At 66.5% G+C, this 22622-nt stretch carries 21 protein-coding genes and 2 tRNA genes; 3 read left to right on the forward strand and 20 right to left on the reverse strand.

The features are described 5' to 3' along the window. Positions 1-155: 155 nt before the first annotated feature. The gene (locus tag E3O39_RS19940) at positions 156-353 is read right to left on the reverse strand and encodes a hypothetical protein (RefSeq protein ID WP_174774867.1); all 198 of its coding nucleotides are present in this window, start codon (positions 351-353) and stop codon (positions 156-158) included. A 367-nt stretch (positions 354-720) separates the two neighbouring features. On the opposite strand from E3O39_RS19940, the gene E3O39_RS17805 reads away from it, so the two are divergent. Then, entirely contained in the window at positions 721-1206 is a 486-nt protein-coding gene (locus E3O39_RS17805) for a DUF3105 domain-containing protein (RefSeq protein ID WP_134446020.1), read from the forward strand. Positions 1207-1499: 293 nt separating this feature from the next. On the opposite strand, the gene E3O39_RS17810 is transcribed toward E3O39_RS17805, so the two are convergent. Continuing rightward, positions 1500-2186: a cation diffusion facilitator family transporter gene (locus tag E3O39_RS17810; protein WP_134446021.1), complete on the reverse strand. Its 687-nt coding sequence runs from the start codon at positions 2184-2186 to the stop codon at positions 1500-1502. Then, a complete protein-coding gene (locus tag E3O39_RS17815; protein WP_134446022.1) occupies positions 2183-2536 on the reverse strand; it encodes a helix-turn-helix transcriptional regulator in 354 nt (117 codons plus the stop codon). Before E3O39_RS17815 ends, E3O39_RS17810 begins: the two co-directional genes overlap by 4 nt. A 66-nt stretch (positions 2537-2602) precedes the next feature. Here E3O39_RS17815 and E3O39_RS17820 point away from each other — a divergent pair, with 66 nt between their 5' ends. Next, complete coding sequence (locus E3O39_RS17820) at positions 2603-3517, forward strand: cation diffusion facilitator family transporter (RefSeq protein WP_134446023.1); 915 nt, start codon at positions 2603-2605, stop codon at positions 3515-3517. Between the two features lie 891 nt (positions 3518-4408). Here the strand turns inward: E3O39_RS17820 and E3O39_RS17825 are convergent. From E3O39_RS17825 to E3O39_RS17835, 3 genes are all read right to left on the reverse strand, one after another. Beyond that, a tRNA-Ile gene (locus E3O39_RS17825) sits at positions 4409-4482 on the reverse strand. 9 nt (positions 4483-4491) lie between these two features. Continuing rightward, the gene (locus tag E3O39_RS17830; protein ID WP_241985129.1) at positions 4492-5709 is read right to left on the reverse strand and encodes a glycosyltransferase; all 1218 of its coding nucleotides are present in this window, start codon (positions 5707-5709) and stop codon (positions 4492-4494) included. 181 nt (positions 5710-5890) lie between these two features. After that, positions 5891-6817: a DMT family transporter gene (locus E3O39_RS17835; protein ID WP_134446025.1), complete on the reverse strand. Its 927-nt coding sequence runs from the start codon at positions 6815-6817 to the stop codon at positions 5891-5893. 40 nt (positions 6818-6857) lie between these two features. Here E3O39_RS17835 and def point away from each other — a divergent pair, with 40 nt between their 5' ends. After that, complete coding sequence (gene def / locus E3O39_RS17840; protein WP_134446026.1) at positions 6858-7424, forward strand: peptide deformylase; 567 nt, start codon at positions 6858-6860, stop codon at positions 7422-7424. A 2-nt stretch (positions 7425-7426) separates the two neighbouring features. On the opposite strand, the gene E3O39_RS17845 is transcribed toward def, so the two are convergent. From E3O39_RS17845 to E3O39_RS17910, 14 genes are all read right to left on the reverse strand, one after another. Further along, complete coding sequence (locus tag E3O39_RS17845; RefSeq protein ID WP_134446027.1) at positions 7427-7732, reverse strand: AzlD domain-containing protein; 306 nt, start codon at positions 7730-7732, stop codon at positions 7427-7429. Further along, complete coding sequence (locus E3O39_RS17850; protein ID WP_134446028.1) at positions 7729-8571, reverse strand: AzlC family ABC transporter permease; 843 nt, start codon at positions 8569-8571, stop codon at positions 7729-7731. The genes E3O39_RS17845 and E3O39_RS17850 overlap by 4 nt, the downstream gene beginning before the upstream one ends. A gap of 4 nt (positions 8572-8575) precedes the next feature. Beyond that, a complete protein-coding gene (locus E3O39_RS17855) occupies positions 8576-9451 on the reverse strand; it encodes a sensor histidine kinase (RefSeq protein WP_134446029.1) in 876 nt (291 codons plus the stop codon). Between the two features lie 96 nt (positions 9452-9547). Then, positions 9548-9620 (reverse strand) — tRNA-Asn (locus tag E3O39_RS17860). Between the two features lie 120 nt (positions 9621-9740). Next, the gene (locus E3O39_RS17865) at positions 9741-10748 is read right to left on the reverse strand and encodes a D-isomer specific 2-hydroxyacid dehydrogenase family protein (protein WP_134446030.1); all 1008 of its coding nucleotides are present in this window, start codon (positions 10746-10748) and stop codon (positions 9741-9743) included. After that, positions 10732-11571, reverse strand: coding sequence for an ATP-binding cassette domain-containing protein (locus E3O39_RS17870; RefSeq protein WP_134446031.1), 840 nt, complete (start codon positions 11569-11571; stop codon positions 10732-10734). Before E3O39_RS17870 ends, E3O39_RS17865 begins: the two co-directional genes overlap by 17 nt. 5 nt (positions 11572-11576) lie before the next feature. Next, entirely contained in the window at positions 11577-13325 is a 1749-nt protein-coding gene (locus tag E3O39_RS17875; protein WP_134446032.1) for an ABC transporter ATP-binding protein, read from the reverse strand. Further along, positions 13322-14437, reverse strand: a complete 1116-nt coding sequence (locus tag E3O39_RS17880) for an ABC transporter permease (RefSeq protein WP_134446033.1) — start codon at positions 14435-14437, stop codon at positions 13322-13324. Before E3O39_RS17880 ends, E3O39_RS17875 begins: the two co-directional genes overlap by 4 nt. A 2-nt stretch (positions 14438-14439) precedes the next feature. Next, positions 14440-15525 carry an ABC transporter permease gene (locus tag E3O39_RS17885; RefSeq protein ID WP_134446034.1) on the reverse strand — a complete coding sequence of 362 codons (1086 nt, stop codon included), beginning with the start codon at positions 15523-15525 and terminating at the stop codon, positions 14440-14442. An 85-nt stretch (positions 15526-15610) separates the two neighbouring features. Continuing rightward, the gene (locus E3O39_RS17890; RefSeq protein ID WP_134446035.1) at positions 15611-17239 is read right to left on the reverse strand and encodes an ABC transporter substrate-binding protein; all 1629 of its coding nucleotides are present in this window, start codon (positions 17237-17239) and stop codon (positions 15611-15613) included. 156 nt (positions 17240-17395) lie between these two features. Continuing rightward, positions 17396-19264 (reverse strand): DNA primase, encoded by a 1869-nt coding sequence (gene dnaG / locus E3O39_RS17895; protein WP_134446036.1) that lies wholly within the window; start codon positions 19262-19264, stop codon positions 17396-17398. Between the two features lie 58 nt (positions 19265-19322). Further along, positions 19323-20570 (reverse strand): deoxyguanosinetriphosphate triphosphohydrolase, encoded by a 1248-nt coding sequence (locus tag E3O39_RS17900; protein WP_241985130.1) that lies wholly within the window; start codon positions 20568-20570, stop codon positions 19323-19325. Continuing rightward, a complete protein-coding gene (gene dusB, locus E3O39_RS19635; RefSeq protein WP_134446038.1) occupies positions 20563-21750 on the reverse strand; it encodes a tRNA dihydrouridine synthase DusB in 1188 nt (395 codons plus the stop codon). Before dusB ends, E3O39_RS17900 begins: the two co-directional genes overlap by 8 nt. 185 nt (positions 21751-21935) lie before the next feature. After that, the gene (locus E3O39_RS17910; RefSeq protein ID WP_134446039.1) at positions 21936-22619 is read right to left on the reverse strand and encodes a DsbA family protein; all 684 of its coding nucleotides are present in this window, start codon (positions 22617-22619) and stop codon (positions 21936-21938) included. Positions 22620-22622: the final 3 nt, after the last annotated feature.

A 22622-nucleotide genomic window follows, 5' to 3' on the forward strand; every position in this document is an offset into this window, starting at 1 on the left:
CACCGGTGGTGCTGAGCCACACCACCACTGGGGCTCTTCCGCACGAACGGTGGGGCTCAACCGCGCGATCGGGTGGGGCTCAGAGGGTCGAATACTCACCTACGTGCGGACTTTGCGGGAGATTTCTAAACTCGGTCAGCTCAGCGCCTGTACGCTCAAGATAGCGAGGCGCCCAGATCCTGTGTTTCGCGAAGGCGGAACACCAGATGGGCATGCTCACCTACGGCAACGGCAAGATCGAAGTTGAATTCGACGACCGCACCCTTGCTCACCTTCAACTCGTAATCATTGCGAAACTTCGTCGCCGAGAGAGTTTCGTTTTCACGTGGACGAACTCCAAGATCGTTGGGCACGGTCGGACCAGTATCTGGATCGACCCGAGCATTCCCCTGCAATTCCAATACCTCGGCAACCGGTCACCAACCATTAACCGGTCTTGGGTTGATGCCCTCATGGATTCGGCCAATAGCAGCAGCGGTCTGATCCTCACAAACGAGCAGCCAGTGTGCCCTGGAGGGATTCGAACCCTAGTCACGACCCAGCCATTGCCTCGTACAGGGCCAACTTCCGCGTAACTTTAACGTTTTTCGGTCACTGTGGCACGTTGTAAATCAGGAGGATTTTCGCGAAGTAACGGGCAAAATGTGGACACGGACGACAGATCAAGGCCAGTTCGCTGGCGTAGACCACTCGGCGGCGCGACAATATGCAGCCGTCTGAATGCCCACCGAGGGGCCCAAGAACGCGGCAGCACCGACATCCGTTGACGGCGTGCAGACCTTCCCGAACCAGACCTCCCAGCACGTCACCGGTACGGTGAAATACAATCCGCTGCCGCCGGTAGGTGGAGACCACTCCGTCACTCTCCTGAACTGTGGCGTGTATTCCGAGAACGTCCCCAACGAAAATGCAGTGCATTCGCTTGAGCACGGCGCCGTGTGGGTCACCTACGACGCCTCCACGGTGACGGGTGATCAGCTCGCAGCGCTGCGCAAGGAAATCCCGTCGGCATACGCGATCCTGTCTCCGTTCGCCGGTCTCCCGTCGTCGATCGTCGCATCGGCATGGGGCACGCAGCTTGACATCGCCGACCCGGCCGATCCCCGACTCGCGGCATTCATTGCCAAGTACCGGGGCGCCGCAACTGCTCCAGAACCCGGCTCACCTTGCACCGGAGGCCTGGACGGACCGGGCAAGGTGTCCTAACCTGCATCGTCGCCAGCGAACACCAGTTCCACGATTGAACGTCAAGAGTTGTGCGCACAACATGATGGGGTTCGGAGGGATGGGCTGGACAGGACCAGGGATGCTCTTCGTCCGAACGGTGGCTAGCGGAATGGCGATCGTGGGCATATCGGTCGTGTACGCCCACCGAACAGCACAACCGGCACGAGTGCCGCGTTCACCCAACGGCTGCCGAGAGCACCCGCCGTCGAACCGTTTGCGTCGGCTGGTGTGTTGATAGACGCAGGATTCCAGACGCCCGCGCAGCCTCGCCGCTAGCAGCAGTGATCGTCTTCGATGTTGCGCTCCCCGGTGAGCGCGCTGATCGGGACCGCGCAGCTCTCGCCTTTCCACGCTTCGAGGCCTTCACGAAAAGCGAATGCTGCGATCACGAGCGCGGCGATAGAGTCGGCCCAGGCCCAACCCAGCAGGGAATTGAGCACAAGGCCCACGAGGAGAGCTGCGGAGAGGTAGCTGCAGATGAGGGTCTGTTTCGAATCGGCGATCGCCGACGCGGACCCCAGTTCGCGGCCGGTTCGACGTTCGAACCAGCTCAGGAACGGCATTACCGCAAGACTCACGGCGGCAAGAACGATGCCCACCGGACTGTATGTGGCTTCACGGAGGCCGAAGAGGGACGACCCGGCCTCGACGATGACGTAGGCCGCTAGGGCGAAGAAGGCGTATGCGATTACGCGCACCGCCACCTTTTCCCGTTTCTCCGGATCCGGAGCGGCGAACTGCCATGCGATCGCGACGGCGGACAGGACTTCCACGATCGAATCGAGCCCGAAGCCGATCAACGCGGCCGACGACGCCACGTTTCCCGCTGCAATGGCGATGACCGCCTCGACGACGTTGTAGGTGATTGTGATGCCGACGATAATGCGGATGCGACGCTGGAGAAGCAGTTTGCGGGCGACATCGAGGACGACGCCAGGGCCGTTCGTCGTGGCGCTCACTCGAGCCTGCCGCAGCAGAGCGGCTGGTCACAGTTCTCGTCGACGCAGGCCGTGCCGCAATCGACCGCGAGGACAACGTCGAACAGGGACTGAAGCGCCCGGGTCAGGTGCCTGTCGGCAATTTCATACCGGGTCTGTCGTCCTTCGGGCACGGCGACAACAAGGCCGCAGCCGCGAAGACAACTGAGATGGTTCGAAACGTTTGAGCGGGTGAGTTCCAGTTCTCGGGCGAGCTTCGCCGGGTAGCCAGGTTCCTCGAGCAGGCTCAACAGGATTTTGGATCGGGTGGGATCGGCCATCGCGCGCCCGATCCGGTTCATCACGTCCAGACGTGAGGCAATAGTCAGCATGTAGTGACTATACAGTCTAGGATGACCATTGGTGATTGTGCCCACAAAGCAACGGCGGACACGACTATGACAGAGCACGACCACGCCCCTGCCGGTGCCTCCGGTCGCCGACGGCTCGTTATTGCCTTCGGAATCACCTCGACAATCCTGGTCGCCGAGGTCATCGGCGCTATCCTCACCGGTAGTTTGGCCCTGCTGATCGATGCGGCCCACATGCTCGTCGATGCAGGCGGGCTCCTAATCGCTCTTGTAGCGGCAACTCTCGTTACGCGTGCCGCCACGGCCCGCCGGACGTGGGGTTATGCCCGGGCTGAAGTGCTCGCCGCTACCGTGCAGGCGGCTGTTCTTCTGGCGGTCGGGATTTTCGTGTTCGTCGAGGGTATTCAGCGTCTCATCGCGCCTCCTGAAATTGCGTCGGGCCAACTGCTCGTCTTTGGCGTCATCGGATTGGTCGGGAACGTCACCTCGATCACGGTCCTCGCCAGCGGCCGAGACTCAAGCTTCAACCTGCGCGCGGCATTCCTTGAAGTGGTCAATGATGCTCTTGGATCCGTGGCTGTCATCGTCGCCGCCATCGTTATCGCGATGACCGGGTGGACGCGCGCGGATGCCGTGGTGGCCATGCTGATCGGCGTGCTGATTCTGCCGCGGACGTTCACACTCCTCCGAGAAACGGTCGACGTACTGCTGGAATTCGCTCCGAGAGGGCTGGACCTCGACTCGGTGCGGAGCCACATTCTGGAACTCCCGCATGTCCGGGCAGTGCACGACCTCCACGCGACACAAATCGCAACGGGCCTGCCCGTTCTCACCGCACACGTCGTCGTTGACGACGAGTGCTTCTACGATGGGCGCGCCTCAACGATCATCGATGACCTACAGAATTGCGTAGCTGAACATTTCGAGATCTCCGTCGAACACTCCACCTTCCAGCTCGAGCGCGCCGTCCACGCCGAACACGAGAACCACACCCATAAGTGACATATTCGAGCCTCGCCTGTCGCGGACGCTCATCCGGTGAGGTTCCAGAAACCCAACACAGGGCTGTGGACGCGTTCATTGACGCACGCCCTTCGGCGCGGTTGGTCACGAAGCATTGGAAGGCGTGCACGTTTGACACCATTCGCTGTCTCGTAAAGCCAGGGATACGAGACGTCTCACGGCCGAGACCGTTCCTCCTCAGAATCGGCGGAACCACGTGGCTGCGAGTCTCATGATCACGTCACATATCCTCCTGGGCGAATTCCGATCCGCACCGTTAGTTCTAAGACACCTCAAGAGCAGGTGATGAACCGGGAATGATGTCGGTTTAGTTGACTCGCGCGGTTTGTCGTCTCTACGACGCCCGAGCGGCAGCTTCAACCATCTCAAGCTCGATCGGCGTGAGCCTTCCGAGTCCGCGATGCCGACAACGCCGGCGGTAGGTCCGTTCCATCCAAATCACGATCACGATCACGAGCCCCAGTCTCAACAGTGTCGCCGCGACAAAATGCATTCGACTTCAGACCTACGCCACGCGACACGCGCCGACTCAACGGCTACGGCATTTCTCCTCATCAGGCAGACCAATTTCACGAGCCGGCGACGCGCTCCGAGCGAATAAGTGGTGAATAAAAGTGCGCGGCATTAAGTGCCACAAGCCAGAGCTAAAGAAACCTGCAGATCAGCGCGCATTCTCGAGACCACGCGTCACTTGAACCCAGGACGGTTCGCAGGACCGGGCGAGGCGCTGCCAAACAAGAAGATTTAAGTGCAGGTCAGGATGCAGTTCTGACCCACCCGCGCGACGCCGAGTCGAGTCCTCTTGACTATTTACTCAAGTCTCGCGAGAAACTACCAACCTAAAATTCCTGGTCAAAAGACACTTTTTCGTAGGGCGGCCGGGACTTGAACCCGGGACCGACGGATTATGAGTCCGCTGCTCTAACCAGCTGAGCTACCGCCCCCAACCGCAGTCACTCCGTGGAGCGGGCGGCGGCATCTGAGGTGATCGTGTCGACCACCGGTTCCCCACGATACAGGCTCTCAAAAGTGTCGAGGGTGCGATTGATGTCGTGGGCACCGATCAGCCTGAGCGACTCGTGCTTGAGGGCGTCGAGCGCTTCGGGGCCCGCAGTGAGTACACGGGTCAGCTTGTCCGCAAGGTCCTGGGCACTTCCTGGCTCGAAGAGGAAGCCGTTCTGTCCGTCGTGGACGAGGTGCGGCAGCGCCATGGCGTTCGCGGCGACGATCGGCAGGCCCGAGGCCATTGCCTCCATGGTCGCGATACTCTGCAGCTCAGCGATCGACGGCATCGCGAATAGGGTGGCGCGGGTGTATGCCGCGCGCAGTTCCTCATCCGTCACGTAGCCGCGGAAGACGACGCGATTGCTGATGCCCAGGCTCTGGGCGAGGTGTTCGAGGTTGCGCTTCTGGTCGCCACCGCCCACGATCTCGACCTGGGTGTCCAGTTCAGGCGCGAGCAGCGTCACGGCGTGCAGGAGCACATCGATCTGCTTCTCGCTCGTCACTCGGCCGACGAAGAGGATCCGGTTCTCCGTGCGCGGCTCGAAGGACGGTGAATAGTTATGGGCGTCGATGCCGCACGAGATGGCGAGCACGCCCTCGAGTCCGGTGTACTTCTCCAGGAACTCGGCGGCGCGCACGGTCGGGGTCGTGACGGCTTCCGCCCGGCCGAAGGTGCGGCGAGCCGCCTTCCAGGCCATCTTGATCAGACGCTCGTGCATGCTCTTCGGAATGAGCGTGAATTCGAGCATGTTCTCGGGCATGAAGTGGTTCGTCCCGATGATGCGGATGCCGCGCTTCGCGGCCTCGATCGTGACGCCGCGCCCGATGTTGATGTGGGACTGGAAGTGCACGACATCCGGTTTGAAGGTGTCGAGAATTCGGCGGCTCTCCGCATGGATCAGCCACGGCAGCGCGTAGCGGAGCCAGTCGTGCGGGTACCAGCGCCAGCTCTTGATCCGGTGCACGAGGAACGTCTGTCCCTCGTGCTCTTCGGTCCAGGTGCCGTGCTTGGCCGAGGCAGCCGGCGCGAAGACCTGCACCTCGTGGCCGCGGGAGGTCAGGCCGGCGGCGAGACGCTCGGCGAACTTCGCCGCGCCGTTGACGTCAGGGGCGAACGTGTCGCAGGCAATGAGGACCTTGATCGGCTTTTTCGAACCCGGAGCCACAGGGGTCGAACCTAGTGGCGAAGCGGTCGAGTCTGACAAAGTGAGGGTGTCCCAACGTGTGTGGGCCGGAGGTCGTCATCCGGCGGTATTTCAGGTCTTGGACGGCGCGAACGCGGCCGACATCTCCTAGCACCCTATTCTAAATCCGCGTGTTCTCGCCCATCCTCGGCGACGGCGCGCCCTATTCCGATACGGTAACGGATGCCTGCGGGTGGTGCCGCGACAGCAGGATGACACCCCAGATCGCGATGGCACCTGCGAATGCGAACGCTACTCCCGCCCACGCTGGAGCCTGTGCGATCTCGCCGAGGACGACGATGCCGATTCCGACCGCCACCAGCGGATCGATCACGGTCAGGCCGGCGATCACGAGATCGGGCGGTCCCGACGAATACGCGTTCTGGACGAAGTAAGCGCCGAGAGCTGCCGCGAGGAGCAGGCCGGCGACGCAGGTGAGCGTCAGCCACTCGAAATTGCCGTTCTGAGTGCGGTTGATGATCACCTTCGCCAGGGTCGCGACGAAGCCGTAGAGCACACCGGCGCCGGTGATGTAGAAGATCGCCTTGAACTGGGTGTGCAGCAGCGCGAACGCGACGACGAAGGAGACGAGCACCGCGGCGAGCACGATCAGGATGGTGATGAGGTTCTTGTCGGTCACCGGCTTGTCCACGGCGAAGAAGGCCGCGACGGTGACGAAGAGCCCGATGCCGCCGACGCAGAGCGCGATGGCGATCTTGGAGGCCCGGTTGACCGGGGTCCTGGTCACCCGGGCGTTGACGATCGACGTGATCACGAGGGCGACGGCGCCGAGGGGCTGCACGACGATGATCGGGGCGAAGGCGAGGCTCGAGAGCTGGAAGACGATGGCGAGGCCGAGCATGAGGGTGCCGATCACCCAGGAGGGCCGGCGCAGCAGGAGCAGCAGCTGGTGCGGGTCGAGGCCTCCCGTGACCGCAACGGTGTTGGCTTCGACCTTGTTGACGCCCCGGTGCTGGAACTGGGCTCCGAGCGACAGGAACACGCCGCCGATCAGGGCGAGCGGTATGCCGATCGCCTGGCGAGGGTCGACGGGGAGGTCGACGGTGAAGTCAATCAGGTCGAGGTGCACTCAACGACCCTACGACGGAACGGCCCGATATCCTTGCTGAATGGCCGTTCGCTCAATTGTTATTTTCGGGGACCCCGTCCTCCACACCCCCGCCAAGCCCGTCGAGACCTTCGACCAGGAGCTCCGCGATCTCGTCCAGGACATGTTCGAGACGATGGACGCCGCTCCTGGAGTCGGTCTCGCCGGCCCGCAGGTCGGCATCCCGCTGCGTCTGTTCACCTACGCCTACCTCGACGACGACAACCGACAGTGGCGCGGCGTCGCGATCAACCCCGAGCTCTGGATCACTCCGGTCCCCGCCGGAGAGGCCGACGAAGACGAGGACGTCGAGGGGTGCCTGTCGTACCCAGGCGAGCGATTCCCGCTGCTCCGCTCCCCCCGGGCGATCCTCCGCGCTGTGGACCTCGACCAGAAGCCGTTCGAAATCCACGCGGACGGCTGGCTCGCCCGGATCTTCCAGCACGAATTCGACCACCTCGACGGCACGGTGTATGTGGATCGCCTCGAGCACTTCTACGCGAAGATCGCAACGAAGGTCACGCGCAAGCGCGGCTGGGGCGGTCCCGGCCTCGCCTGGCTGCCGGGCGTAGACAACCTCGACGAATAGGCTCAGAAGAGGGCTCGAAGGCCTGCCGCCACAAGCGCGGCCACGATCACGACGACGATGAAGGGCACCCGCAGGGCGAACAGGACGACCGCGACGAGGACCGCGGGCACCCGGGCGTCCAGGGCAACGCCCGTCCCCGCGCCGAGCGTCTGCACCGCAATGAGGGCCGCGAGCAGGGCAACGGTCACGAGTTCGCTGATTCTCGCCAGGGTCGGCTTCTTCAGCACGGAGGCCGGCACCAGATAGCCGGCGAGCTTCAGCACGACACAGGCGATGGATGCCGCGATCACGATCTGCCAGAGGGTCACCTGCCGCTCCCCCGCGTTGGAGTACCAGAGGGGGTGCCGGAGCGCGCGCCGGCCCAGTTGGACCAGCCGACGACGATGGCGACGAGCGCGGCCGCAAGCACGGGCAGCCCGGGCGCGAGAACGGGCGTCAGGGCTGTGGCCACGACGAAGGCGGCCACCGCGACGACGAGGGCCTGCCGCCGCTTCAGCCGCGGCCAGAGCAGGCCGACGAAAGCGGCAGCGGCCGCGGCGTCGAGGCCGTACGCGCGGGTGTCGCCGAGGGTGTTGCCGATCAGGGCGCCCACGAAGGTCGTCAGGTTCCAGCCGGCGAACACGATGAGGCCGGTCACCCAGAACCCGCGCCGGCTCGACCGCGGGGTCGGCTGGGCGAGCGCGACGGCCGTCGACTCGTCGATCGTGATCCACGCCGCCGCGAACCGGCGCAGCCAGCCGCGGCCGACGATGGGCGCGGTGCGAATGCCGTAGAGGCCGTTCCGGGTGCCGAGCAGCGCGGCACCGGCGATCGCCGATGGCCCCGCCGCGACCCCGCCGGCCGCGAGTACTCCGATCAGGGCGAACTGGGATCCCCCGGAGAACATCACCAGGCTGAGGAACGCCGTCTGCCAGAGCGTGAGGCCGGACGCGACGGAGAGCGCCCCGAAGGAGACCCCGTATGCGGCCGTCGCGACGCCGACGGCGATGCCCTCGCGCGTCGCGACCCGGTCGAGAGCCCGGGCGGCGATCTCCTGGGAGGCGGCGTCCTCGGCAGTGTCGTCCTTCGAGGTGTCGTCCACGGCAGCGTCGTCGTCGACAGCGTCGTCCTCGGCAGCGTCGTCTTCGGGAGGGAGCTGCGCGGGCATCCCGCTACCGGGAGAGGTTCACGCCGTGCACACCGTTGTGGTAGCGCAGGGACGGGAAGACTACGGACACGGAGAAGCCGACACCCGGGACGGTGCCCGCCGTGAAGGTGCCACCGAAGAGCTCTGCGCGCTCACGCATCTGGGTGATGCCCGCACCGGACACGCTCTCGCTGAGCGCGTGCAGGTCGTCGTCGATCGTGTACCGGGTGCGCGCGGCGACCTCGTCGGGGTCGGAGCTCACCCTGCGGGCGGCCGCGCGGATGCCGTCGTCGTCGACGAGGAGCTGCAGGCCGTCCCTGGTCCAGGTGAAAGAGACGTTCGCCGCCGTGCCGCGGCCGCCGTGCGTGAGGGCGTTGGCGAGTGCGCCCTGCAGGATCCGGAAGATCGCGAGTTCGGCGCCCGGCTTGAGCGGGAAACGGTCGCCGGACTCGGCGAAGCTCACCTCGAGGCCGGCGTCGCGCATCACGCGGAACAGGTTCCGCGCGGACTGCAGGCCCGGCTGGGGCGTGTCGACGGTTTCGCCCTCGCGCACGATCGTGAGCACCCTGCGCATGTCCGCGAGGGCGACCCTGCCGTCCTCGACGAGGGCCGTCGCGACCCGGACCGCGCTCGCCGGGTCGTTCTCCGCCGTGTACCGCGCACCCTCGGCCTGCGTGATCAGCCGGGCGACGTTCAGCACCGCACCGTCCTGAAGCTCTCGGATGATGCCGAGGCGGCCGTTCTGTTCGGCGAGGGACAGTTCGAGGTCGATACGCATCCGTTCGGCCGCCGTGCGGTCGAAGATGATGCGGCGAAGGCGCAGAGCCGTGAGGAGCCACAACAGCAGCAGGACGACGGCGACTGCGGCGAGCACGCCGGCGGCGAGAGGCCAGAACTCCACGGTGTCGCCTTTCCAGAACTTCCGGACGAAAAGAGAAAACAGAATGAAATAGAAATAGAAAAGGCCACCCGGGGTGGAGCCCTGAGTGGCCTTTCGCTCCCCGACTTGGACTCGAACCAAGAACCGTCGCATTAACAGTGCGATGCTCTGCCAATTGAGCTATCGAGGAAAAGCTGGAACAGCGTTTCCGCTTGAACAGCGTTATTACTTTACCAAGAATCGGCCGTTCGCCAAATCGAGGCCGGGAAGCGGTCTCCTCCCAGCGCTTCGGCACCGGCCCGGCACGGGCTCAGTACCCGCGCTGCGGGTCGACGACGCCGACGAAACGGCCATCGCCGAGGAAGGCCAGCACGTTGAGCCGGATCCGTTCGGCGAGCAGCGGAGCGGTCATCTCGGGCGTGTCCGCCGAGTGCGGCGTGATCAGGCAGCGCGGCTCCGTCCAGAGCGGATGCCCGTCGGGCAACGGTTCCGGTTCCGTGACGTCGAGTGCTGCGCCGGCGATGCTCCCTGCGGCGAGGGCCGCGACGAGGGCATCGGTGTCGATGAGCGGACCGCGGCCCACGTTGACGAGGTTGGCGTTGCGGTTCATCAGCGCGAGCTCGGGGGCGCCGATCAGATGCCGGGTGTCCTTGGTGAGCGCTGCCGCGACGACGACGACGTCGGCGTCAGGGAGGACCTCGTGCAGGGCGCTCGTCTGCACCGTGCGCGCCGCGCCGGCCACGGGCTGTGCGGACCGGCGCACAACGGTCACCGTCGTCCCGAACGGTTCGAGCAGCCGGATGAGTTCGAGGGCGATGCCGCCTGCGCCGATGATCACGACATGGCGACCGTAGAGGGAGCGCCCCTCCGGCAGGGTGCTCCAGCTCAGGGCCCTGGCACGCTTGGGCAGCACGCGCAGGAGCGCGAGGGTGAGCGTGAAGGCGTGCTCGGCGACGGGCTGGGCGTATGCGCCCTTGGCGCTCGTCCAGAGCAGTCCGGGCCGGTCCTGCTCGGCCAGGAGGTCGCTGAACGCGTCGACTCCCGCCCAGGGCAGCTGGACCCAGCCGATGCCCGGGTTGTCGTCGAGAGCGGCGCGGAGCTCGTCCGCACGCCCGTAGGAGAGCCAGATCAATCCTCGGGTGGCATCCGAGAGCGGTCCGAGGACTCCCCCGGCCGCCTGCACCGCCCACGTGGCGGTGTCTGCGGGGTGCGGGAGGATCGCGATCGGCCCGCTCGGCGGCCGCTGCCCGAGCGGAACGGCCGTGACCGTGCCGGCCAGGACGGCCTCATGCTGGGCGTGCTCAGGTATCGCTGTCATGCTGTCCGTCCTGGGTGAGTGCCGAAGCAAGCTCGGCGACGTAGGGATGCCACGGGTCGGCGAAGACCTCGTCGATCGTGCCGAGGCCCACGAGCACGCCCTGGTGCAGCACGGCGATCCGGTCGGTCACGCGCCGGAGAACGGCGAGGTCTGAGCTGATCACGACGGCCGTGAACGCGCGTTCGCGCTGCAGTTCGCCGATCAGGTCGACGACGGCGTCACGGACGGTGACGTCGACGCCCGCGAGCGGTTCGTCCGCGATCAGGAGGGTGGGGCCGAGCACGAGCGAGCGGGCAAGCGCGACGCGTTGCCGCTGGCCGCTGCTGAGCTCGTACGGGTATTTCGTGAGCACGGTGAGCGGCAGGCGCACGGCATCCACCATGGTCGCCACGAGCGTCCTGAGGGAACCGGCCTGGTACCGGGCGTCGCGCTCGAGCACGGGCTCCGCAACGAGCTCGCTGACGGTGAGTGTTGCCGGAAGCGTCTGGCCGGCGTCCTGGGCGAGCATCCCGACCTCGAGGGTCAACCGGGCGAGCTTGCGGCGGCTGATGCCCCGCAACCGCAGGCCGAGCACGGTCGCCTCGCCGCCGGTGATCAGCGGTCGTACGTCCGTGCCGGCCGATCCCCCGCTCCCGGAGAGCACCCTGGCGAGGGTGCTCTTGCCTGAGCCGCTTTCGCCGAGCACACCGAGCACCTCACCGGGATTGACCCGGAGGGTGATCCCGCGCAGGGCGGCGAAGGAGTCGCTCGCACCGTGGGCCGGATACGAGACGGAGAGGTCGTCCATCGCGATGGGAAAGGTCCATGCCGCGCCGCGAGTCATGGTTCCTATCCTGCCGTACGCAGCTCCCGCAGCTTCTCACGGCGTCCGGCCTGTTCCACCGGGTCCGGAACGGGCAGCGAGGCGAGCAGGCGCTGCGTGTACGGATCTTTCGGGGCGCCGAGCACCTCTGCGCTCGTGCCCTCCTCGACGAGCTTGCCGTGGTAGAGCACCGCAATGCGGTCGGCGAGGATATCCACGACGGCGAGGTCATGGCTGATGAAGAGTGCCGCGAAACCGAATTCCCGCTGGAGCTCTGCGAAGAGCTCGAGGACGCGGGCCTGCACCGAGACGTCGAGCGCCGAGGTGGGCTCGTCGGCGATCAGCAGGCTGGGCTCGAGCGCGAGTGCCCTCGCGAGGCTCGCGCGCTGGCGCTGGCCGCCGCTCAGCTCGTGCGGGTACCGGTCACCGTAACTGCGCGGGAGCTGGACGGCCTCGAGCAGTTCGTCGACCCTGGCCCGTGCCTCAGCAGGGTTCTTCGCCCTGCCGTGCACGATGAGCGGCTCCGCGACGCAGTCGGCGATGGTCAGCAGCGGGTTGAAGCTCGATGCCGGGTCCTGGAAGACGAAGCCGATGTCGCTGCGGAACTTCTTGAAGGCGCGTTCCTTGAACCCGTTCATCTGGTGGCCGTGCACGGTCAGGGAACCGTCCGTCACCCGGGTGAGGCCGGCGATGGCGCGGCCGATGGTGGTCTTGCCGCTTCCGCTCTCGCCGACGAGGCCGAGGACCTCGCCAGGGCGGATGCTGAAGCTCACGCCGTCGACGGCGGTGAAGCCGCCGCGGCCCATCCGTCCCGGATACTCGATGCGCAGGTCCTTCGCGACGACGACGGGCGTCTCGGCGGTCCAGCCGGGCGTCCGCGCCGCCGCGCGGTCGGCGGCGTGCACGACGCCCTGGCCGAGGTGCGGAACGGCGGCGAGCAGCTTCTTCGTGTAGTCGTTCTGCGGGGAGGCAAACAGGGTGCGCGCATCCGCTTCTTCGACGACCTTGCCCTGGTACATCACCGCGACCCGGTCCGCGAGGTCGGCGACGACGCCCATGTTGTGGGTGATCAGGACGATCGCTGTGCCGAAATCGTCGCGGCAACGGCGCAGCAGGTCGAGGATCTCGGCCTGCACGGTGACGTCGAGCGCCGTGGTCGGCTCGTCCGCGACGATGAGTCCGGGGTCGAGCACGAGGGCCATCGCGATGACGACGCGCTGCTTCTGGCCGCCGGAGAACTGGTGCGGGAAGTAGTTGACCCGGATCTCAGGGTCGGGGATGCCGACCCTGCCGAGGATCTCGACGGCCTTCTTCTTCGCCTCGGCGCGGCTGAACTGGCCGTGGGCGCGGATGCCCTCCATGATCTGCCAGCCGACGGTGTAGACGGGGTTGAGCGCGGTGGACGGTTCCTGGAACACCATCGAGACGTCGGTGCCGCGGAGCTGGCGGAGTTTCTGCTTGCCGACGGAGATCACGTTGTTCGTGCTCGAGCCGTCCTTGCTGCTGAGGAACACGGCACCCGATGACGTCGCGGTCTCCGGAAGCAGGCCGAGGATCGTCTTGGCCGTCACGGTCTTGCCGCTTCCGCTTTCGCCGACGATCGCGAGCACCTCGCCGGGCGCGACCCGGAGGCTGACGCCGGCGACGGCGTGCACGGCGCCGGCGTCGGTCGCGAAGGTCACAGTGAGGTCGGTAATGCTGAGCACGTCGGAGCTTCGCGCGGTGCTGGACACGGCTCCGGCGGACTCGGGGGTGGTGGCGGATGCCGCGGTCATGACCGGTCCTCGAATCCTTCGTCGGTGAAGCTGTCTATGTCGGCGTCGATGCCGTCGGCGCCGCCCTCGAGGCCGTCGAGGCCGCCAGGGCCGCCCGTGAGCGTACCGCCGGGGACGACGGACGTCGCCGCGACGACGGAAACAACCTTGCCGACCGAGCGGCGACCGCGGAGGCGCGGGTCGGCGAGATCGTTGAGGCTCTCGCCGACGAGGGTGATGCCGAGCACGACGAGCACGATCGCGAGACCGGGGAACAGCGAGGTCCACCAGATGCCGCTCGTGACGTCGGAGAGGGCCTTGTTCAGGTCGTAGCCCCACTCTGCTGCGGCGCTCGGCTCGATGCCGAAGCCGAGGAAGCCGAGCCCGGCGAGGGTGAGGATCGCCTCGGAGGAGTTGAGCGTGAAGATGAGCGGCAGGGTGCGGGTGGCGTTGCGCAGCACGTGCCGGAACATGATCCGGCCGTTGCTCGCGCCGAGGACCCTGGCGGACTCCACGTAGGCCTCCGCCTTGATCCGGACGGTCTCCGCGCGGATCACCCGGAAGTACTGCGGGATGAACACGACGGTGATGGAGATGGCCGCCGCGACCACTCCGCCGACGAGGTCGGACTTGCCGCCGGAGATCACGATCGACATCACGATCGCGAGCAGCAGGGACGGGAACGCGTAGACCGCGTCGCACACGACGACGAGGATGCGGTCGAGCCAACCGCCGAAGTAGCCGGAGACGAGGCCGAGGAACACGCCGGCGAAGATGGAGAGCAGTACCGCGACGACGATCACGAACAGCGCGGTCTGGGCACCCCAGAGGACGCGGGACAGCACGTCGTAGCCGCCGACGGTGGTCCCGAGGATGTGAGCGCCGCCCGGGGCCACCTGGGCGCCGAAGGGGCCGTTCGCGTCACGCAACTGGCTGTAGCCGTACGGCGAAATCACGGGGGCGAAGATGGCGGTGAGCACGAACAGGCCGGTGATGACGAGGCCGGTGACGAGCATTCCCCGCTGCAGGCCCATGCTCTGCTTCACCTGGTGCACGACGGGGAGCCGGTTCCAGAGTGCGGCGAGGCCGCCGCGGCGGACGGGGGCAATGGTGGTGTCTGGCGTGTGGCTCATGGTCAGTACCTCACCCTCGGGTCGATGATCGCGGCGATGATGTCCACGATGAAGTTGGACAGCGCCACGATCACGGCGAGCAGGGCGACGATGCCCTGCACGGCGACGAAGTCACGTGCCTTGAGGAATTCGGAGAGCATGAAGCCGAGGCCCTTCCATTCGAAGGTCGTCTCGGTCAGCACGGCACCGCCGAGGAGCAGGGCGATCTGCAGGCCGATCACGGTGATGATCGGGATCAGGGCCGGCCGGTACGCGTGCTTGGAGACCAGCCGGAACTCGCTCACCCCCCGCGACCGGGCGGCATCCACGTAATCGGTGCCGAGGGTGCCGATGACGTTGGTGCGTACGAGACGGAGGAAGACACCGGCGGTGAGGAGGCCCAGGGCGATCGCCGGGAGCACGGCGTGCGCGAGCACATCCATGAGCACCGCGGGGTTGCCGGTCATGATCGCGTCGATCGTGTAGATCCCGGTCTTGCTGGGCAGGAACTGCATCTGCAGCTCCGAGCCGGTCGTCGCCCGTCCCGCGACGGGCAGGACCTTGAGCCAGACCGAGAAGATCAGCTTGAGAAGCAGGCCGGAGAAGAAGACCGGGGTGGCGTAGCAGAGGATCGCGAAGATCCGGAGGGAGGCGTCCTGGCCCTTGTCGCGGAAGTACGCGGCCACCATGCCGAGCGGGATGCCGACGATGAATGCGACGAGGAGCGCGTAGAACGCGAGCTCAGCCGTGGCGACGCCATAGGTGAGGAGGACGTCGACGACGGGCTTGTTCGTGCTGATCGTCGTGCCGAAGTTGCCGGTGAAGATCTGGCCGAGGTACTCGAAGTACTGGACCAGGATCGGCCGGTCGTAGCCGGCGGCGTGGATGCGTTCGGCGAGCTGGTCGGCGGTGAGGCGGCCACCGAGGGCAGCCGTGATCGGGTCGCCGGTCGCGCGCATCAGCCAGAAGACCATGGAGACGAGGATGAAGATCGTCGGGAAGATGAGCAGGAAGCGGACCGCGATGTAACGACCGATGCCCCCGCCGGGGGAGGTTCGTTTGCGCCGGATTCCCTGGGGGGCGGTCGGGCGCGCTGCCACTGTTGTCATCACTGCCTATCGATCGAGAATTGAAAGGGGGCACCCAGCGCTCTGGCTGAATGCCCCCGGTTACAACTGGTGAAACAGGCCGGACTTAGCCCTTCTTCAGCGCCGCGTAGCGGAACTTGAAGGATGCGTCGAGCGTGTCGGTGGTTCCGGTGACCGTGGTCCCGGTGACGGCGACCTGGGCACCCTGGAGGAGGGGCAGGGTCGACAGCTGGGCTGCGACCTTGTCCTGGATCTCCTCGATGAGCTTGGTACGGGCGTCCTTGTCGGTCGTGACGGCCTGCTGCTTGATCAGGTCGTTGACGACAGAGTCGCTGTAGTGGTTTCCGACGAAGTTACCATCGGCGAAGAACGGCGTCAGGTAGTTGTCCGCGTCCGAGTAGTCCGGGAACCAGCCGAGCTGGTAAGCGGGGTATGCGTCCTTCACGCGCTCCTTGGAGTACGTGACGTACTCGGTCGAAGCCAGGTTGACCGTGAAGAGGCCGGAGGCGTCGAGCTGGTCCTTGACGAGCGCGTATTCATCGCTCGAGCCGGGGCCGTAGTGGTCGGTGTTGTACTGCAGGTTGAGGGCGACAGGGCTCGTGATGCCGGCGGCTTCGAGCGTTGCCTTGGCCTTCGCCTTGTCGGGTCCTCCGTTGCCGTCGCCGTAGAGGCCCTTGAGGGACTCGGTGGCACCGGTCATGCCGGCCGGAACGTAGGAGTAGAGCGGCGTGTACGTGCCCTTGTAGACCTGCTTGGCGATTTCGGCACGGTCGACGAGGTCGGCGACGGCCTGGCGCACGGCGAGCGACTTGGCCGGGTCGGCCTCGGGCGTCTTGGCGCCGAACGGCTGGGTGTCGAAGTTGAAGACGATGTAGCGGATCTCTCCGCCGGGTCCGTCGACGACCTTGACCTTGTCGTTGCCGCGCAGGTCATCGATGTCCGTCGACGACAGGCTGCGGAAGGCGACGTCGATATTGCCTTCCTGCACATCGAGCTTGAGGTTCGACGCGTCGGCGTAGTACTTCACGTTGACGACATCCGACTTCGCCGCGCCGAGGTTGCCCTTGTAATCCTTGTTGGCCTTGTACCCGATGAGGTTGTTGAAGTCGTAGCTCGTGATGACGTACTGGCCTGCGAAGGCGTTCGCCTTCACGATGTCGGCATCGGGCGTGATCGCGGTCGCCGAGAAGGTCTCCTCGTCGACGATCACGCCGGCAGGGCTCGACAGGATCTGCGGGAAGACTTGGTCGTTCGCGGCCTTCAGGGTGAAGACGACGGTGGTGTCGTCCGGAGCCGCGACGCTCGCGAGGTTGTACAGCAGGGTCGACGGGCCGTTGGCGTCCGCGATCGACAGCTGGCGGTCGAAGCTGAACTTCACGTCTGAAGACGTGAGCTTGTGACCGTTCGCGAAGACGAGGTCGGGCTTGAGCGTGACCGTGTACTCGGTGGGGGTCGTGAACTCGGCCTTGGTCGCGATGTCCGGCGTCACATCGGCGGTGCCGTATGCGCTGTTCATCAGGAACGGGAAGACCTGGTTCATCACGGCGAACGAGCCGTTGTCGTACGAGCCGGCCGGGTCGAGCGTCGTGACCTTGTCGGTCGTGCCGATCAGGAGGGTGCCTCCGGCGCTTGCGGTGGTGCCGCCTGCCGAGCAGCCGGCGAGGACGAGCGCGGAAGCGGCGACGACCGCCAGTCCCCCGATCAGCCTGGTGCGCCTGGTGGGTGAAAATGCCATGTGCGTGAGCCTCTTTCTCTCGAAATGCGGCAGAGGCGGCATGCGAGGGAGCCGCACCTCTGCATTGCTGTACCGAAAGGAATATCACGAAAAACGCAGTTTGCCCGAATTCTCGCCAGAATATTTACCTAGCTGCAACACGCGAGGTGTGCTCAGTTACTCATCCCTCAGGTTGCGCCGCTCGAGTTCGACCCGCATGAGTTCACGCTGCAGCGCCGTGTACGGCACACGGTCGGTGGGGTCAGCACGCTGCAGCCGGCCGAGCAGCTCGGCTTTCTGGCGGAGGAAGTCCCGGTCGATGAGCGCGACGGTCACGTCGCGCACGTAGCGTTCGACTTCGCGTTCGGTGCGTTCGGGAAGCGGCGCCATCGCCAGGTCGGTGACCAGGTTCTGCAGGGAAACCGGTACGTCCGCGACAACGCGCTCGATCCAGTCCGGCGCCGAGAGGGTATCCAGGTTCGCCGCGATCGCGTCACGCACGACAGCGAGGGACTGGTGGGAGAATCCCGTCTGCACCGCCCGCTGCAGCAGTTCGACACCGACGAGGGCAGGACGCTGGAGCATGGCCATCAGCCCGTCGCGTTCCAGTCGGGTGACCGGGTCCGTCGGCAGTTCGACCATCGAGAACGGGCGTTCGCGCGCGGGCTCGCCGGTCTCACCGCCTCGGGCGGCGGCGGATGTCCCCGGCGCGGTGCGTGAGCGGCTGAGCGCGGCCGAGACGGCCCGGCCGACCTCGCCGAGCTCCATGCCGAGCATCCGGGCGAGCTCGTGCGTATAGCCCGGCCGGAGGGCGGGGTCGCGAATATCGCTCACGAGCGGGGCCGCCGCCCGGAGTGCGGAGACCCGCCCTTCGACAGTCTCGAGGTTGTACTGGGCGAGCAACTGCCGGATCATGAACTCGAACATCGGCTTCTTGGACTCGATCAGCCGTTGCACGGCCCCATCGCCCTTGTGCAGCCGCAGGTCGCACGGGTCGAGGCCCTCCGGGGCGACGGCGACGAAGGTCTGCGCGGAGAAACGCTGCTCCTCGCTGAACGCGCGGACGGCGGCCTTCTGGCCTGCGGCATCCGGGTCGAAGGTGAAAACGACCTCGCCGACACCGCTGTCGTCGCCGAGGACCCGGCGGAGGACCTTGATGTGGTCGACTCCGAAGGAGGTTCCGCAGGTCGCGACGGCGGTCGTCACCCCGGCCAGGTGGCACGCCATCACGTCGGTGTACCCCTCGACGACGACGACCTGGTGGCTGCGGGAGATGTCCCGCTTCGCGAGGTCGAGCCCGTAGAGCACCTGCGCCTTGTGGTAGATCGGGGTCTCCGGGGTGTTCAGGTATTTCGGGCCCTTGTCGTCGTCGAGGAGCTTGCGCGCCCCGAAGCCGATCGTCTGGCCGGTGATGTCGCGGATGGGCCAGACCAGCCGGCCGCGGAAGCGGTCGTAGACGCCGCTCGATCCCTCCCGGCTCGACACCAGTCCGGCGAGGGTCAGCTCCTCATCGGAGTAGCCGCGACCACGGAGGTGTTTGGTCAGTTCGTCCCAGCTCTTCGGGGCGAAGCCGATCCCGAACCGGGTCGCCGCGTGGGCGTCGAAGCCGCGTTCGCCGAGGAATGTTCGGCCGACGGCGGCCCCTGCGCTGCCGAGCTGCTCGACGAAGAAGTCGGCGGCGGCCTGGTTGGCCGCGTAGAGCCGCGCGCGGTTGGTGTGGTCCGGCGCATCCGCCCCGCCGCCCTCGTAGTGCAGTTCGAGGCCGACCCGGCCAGCGAGTCGTTCCACGGCCTCGCTGAAGGTGACGTGGTCCATCTTCTGCAGGAAGGAGTAGACGTCGCCGCTCTCGCCGCAACCGAAGCAGTGGTAGAAACCGACCTGCGGGCGGACGTGGAAGCTCGGGCTGCGTTCGTCGTGGAAGGGGCACAACCCCTTCAGGGAGCCGACGCCGGCCGACTTGAGGCTGACGTAGTCGCCGACGATGTCGGCGATATTGGTTCGGGCCTTGACCTCTTCAATGTCGCTTTGTCGAATCAGGCCTGCCATAGCTGAATGTTATCCCGCCGCACGCCCGACTTCGGCACGGGCCGGGTTCTGCACAGGCTCAGTTCTGGATCAGGCGTTCGTACCACGCGAGCGCGGACTGGTCGGTGAGGCTCGCGACCTGGTCGACGACGACGCGCTTGCGGGCGGCATCGTCCGCGGCGGCGTGGAAGTCTTCCTTCGAGCCGGCGGCGAGGTGTTCGTCGCCGGTGGCGAGCAACCGGTCGGCGAGCAGCGTCAGGACCTGGCGCTGCTGCTGGTAGATCGGCTGCCGGGTGTTCTTCGACATCACGAATGCAGCGACGACGCCCTTGAGCACGGCGATCTCGGCTGCGATATTCGGCGGCACCACGACGTGGGCGCCGAAGCGCGCGATGCGCTCGGCCGGGTAGGCCTGGCGGGTGGCATAGACGGCTGCTCCGGAGAAACGACCGATGAGCTGGCTCGTCAGGTTCTTGAGCCGACCCTGGTCACGCCGCCCTGCCGTCCAGCCGCGCAGCCAGGAGTCGAGGGCGCCGAGGCGGTCGTATGCCGCCGCGAGGTCGGCGTGGGAGACGGCGCCGCCGATCCAGGCGTGCATCGAGGAGACGAGCTCGGTGCTCGCGCGGCCGTTCAGGGCGGCGAGGTCGAGGTAGCCGTTGACGACGGCATCCTCGAAGTCGTGCACGGAGTACGCGATGTCGTCGGAGAGGTCCATGACCTCGGCTTCGATGCACAGCATCCGGTCGGGGGCGTCGGTGCGCATCCACGCGAAAGCGGGCAGGTCATCGGGGTAGTACCCGAATTTGGCGCGGCTGCTCGGGTCGGACACGGATTCGCCGGCGGGCCACGGGTACTTGCAGCTCGCGTCGAGGCTCGCGCGGGTGAGGTTGAGCCCGTAGCTGCGGCCGTCGGGGCCGAAGACCTTCGGTTCGAGCCGGGTGAGCAGGCGCAGCGTCTGGGCGTTGCCCTCGAACCCGCCGATGTCGAGGGACCAGGCGTTGAGCGCCTTCTCGCCGTTGTGGCCGAACGGAGGATGCCCGATGTCGTGCGCGAGGCAGGCAGTGTCGACGACGTCGGGGTCGAGGCCGAGGCGTTGGGCGAGCTCGCGTCCGATCTGCGCGACCTCGAGGGAGTGGGTGAGCCGGTTCCTGGCGAAATCGAGTCCGGCGGTCGGGCTCAGCACCTGGGTCTTTGCGGCGAGGCGGCGGAGGGCGCTCGAGTGCAGCAGCCGGGCGCGGTCGCGCGCGAAGTCGCTGCGGCGTGAGCTGTGTTCCTCCGGGAAGTAGCGTTCCTCGTCGAAGCTTGTGTACCCCGATCGGTTAGCCACCGCTGGTGTCCCCTTCGCCCTCGGTGAGCCGGGCGCGTTCGGAGCCGACGAGTTCCTGCGAGTCGAGCCAGTGCTCGGGCAGGCTGGTCTTCTTGGGGCTGCCTGCCCGGCCGCGGGGACCCTCCGCGCCGATGCCCGGGTACTCCTGGGTCGGGTCGAGGGTGCCGAGAAGGTCGTCGAGCTGGGCGAGGGAGACCACGGAGGCAAGGCTGGCCCGCAGTTCGCCGCCGACCGAGTAGCCCTTGAAGTACCAGGCCACGTGCTTGCGCAGGTCGCGGCAGGCACGTTCCTCGCTGTCGAAGAATTCGGTGAGCAGTTCGGCATGCCGACGGAAGGTGTCTGCCACGACGCCGAGGTTCGGCTGGATGAGTGCGGCCCCGGCACCCTCTGCCGGACCGAAGGCCGCCGCGAGATCGCCGAACAGCCAGGGCCGGCCGAGGCAGCCTCGGCCGACGACGACGCCGTCGCAGCCGGTTTCCGCGACCATGCGAACCGCGTCCTGGGCCGACCAGATGTCGCCGTTGCCGAGCACGGGGACACTCGTGATGGCCTGCTTGAGGGTCGCGATCGCCGTCCAGTCCGCCTGCCCGGAATAGTAGTCGGACGCCGTGCGCGCGTGCAGTGCTATGGCGGAAACGCCGGCGCCTTCTGCTGCCCTCGCTGCCTCGAGGTAGGTGAGGTGGTCGGAGTCGATGCCCTTGCGCATCTTGATCGTGACCGGAACGGCGCCTGCCGCGTTCACCGCGGCCTCGACGATGCTCCGAAAGAGGCCGAGCTTCCAGGGCAGGGCGGCTCCGCCGCCCTTGCGCGTCACCTTGGGGACCGGGCAGCCGAAGTTGAGGTCGATGTGGTCTGCGCGGTCCTCGGAGACGAGCATCGTGACAGCTTCGCCGATGGTCTTCGGGTCGACCCCGTAAAGCTGGATGGAGCGGGTGGTCTCACTCTCGTGGTGGTCGATGAGGCGCATCGAGCCCGGGGTGCGCTCGACGAGCGCGCGCGAGGTGATCATTTCACTCACATAGAGCCCGGCGCCGAATTCCCGGCAGAGCCGGCGGAACGCGGTGTTGGTGATGCCGGCCATCGGTGCGAGGACGACGGGCACGTCGAGCGTGAGCGGGCCGATCCGCAGCGCGGGGACCGGCGACGGGTCCGTGCGCGAAGCGGTGAGTTCAGGAGTCATTGGTTCAATTCTCCCAGATGCGGGCGGCCCTGCTGACCCGTAGGAGCGACCCGCACCGATCGAGGCCTAGATTCCGCAGGAATCGCCCTCGCAGCTCCCGGCGCCGGACTGGCCGAGGAGCTGGATGAACGGGGTGACGCGCGGTGCCGGGGCCGCGGCGACGGGGACGGCGCTGGCATCGGTCATCAACGGTCCTCCCCTGCTGCTGCGGTCGTTCCTGCGGCCTCGTTCTGGTCGGCCTGGGCCTGGCGGAGTGCGCCGGCGAAGGCCTCGGGGTCCTGGGCCCCGGAGATGCCGTACTTCCCGTCGATCACGAAGAACGGGACGCCCTGGATTCCGTAGGCATTTGCCTGGGCTACGTCCGCCTTCACGTCGGCGAGATAGTCGTGGGCGGTCAACGCGCGGACGACATCCGCTCGGTCGAGTCCGATTTCGGCGGCGAGGTCCGCGAGGTCTTCGATGCGACCGACGTGCCTTCCGTCGACGAAGTAGGCCTTGAGCAGGCGTTCCTTCATGTCGAGCTGGCGACCGTGGGCCTTGGCGTAGTGCAGCAGCTCGTGGGAGATGACGGTGTTGGTCTGGTGCACCGAGTCGTAGTCGTAGTGCAGGCCGACGCTCTCAGCGATTCCAGTCACGCGGGCGAGCATCTCGGTGACCTGGGCGACGGGGATACCCTTGCGCTCGCTCAGGTAATCGATGGGACTGCCGGCGAAGTCGACCGGGGTATCGGGGGCCAGCTCGAAGCTGTGGTATTCGACCTCGACCGAGCCGTCGAAGAGGGCGGCCCCTGCCTCGAACTTGCGCTTTCCGATGTAGCACCAGGGGCACTGCACGTCGGACCAGATGTCGACCTTGATAGTTTCGCTCACACC

The organism is Cryobacterium sp. MDB2-A-1 (assembly GCF_004402675.1).
In the GTDB taxonomy this organism is placed as follows: domain Bacteria; phylum Actinomycetota; class Actinomycetes; order Actinomycetales; family Microbacteriaceae; genus Cryobacterium; species Cryobacterium glucosi.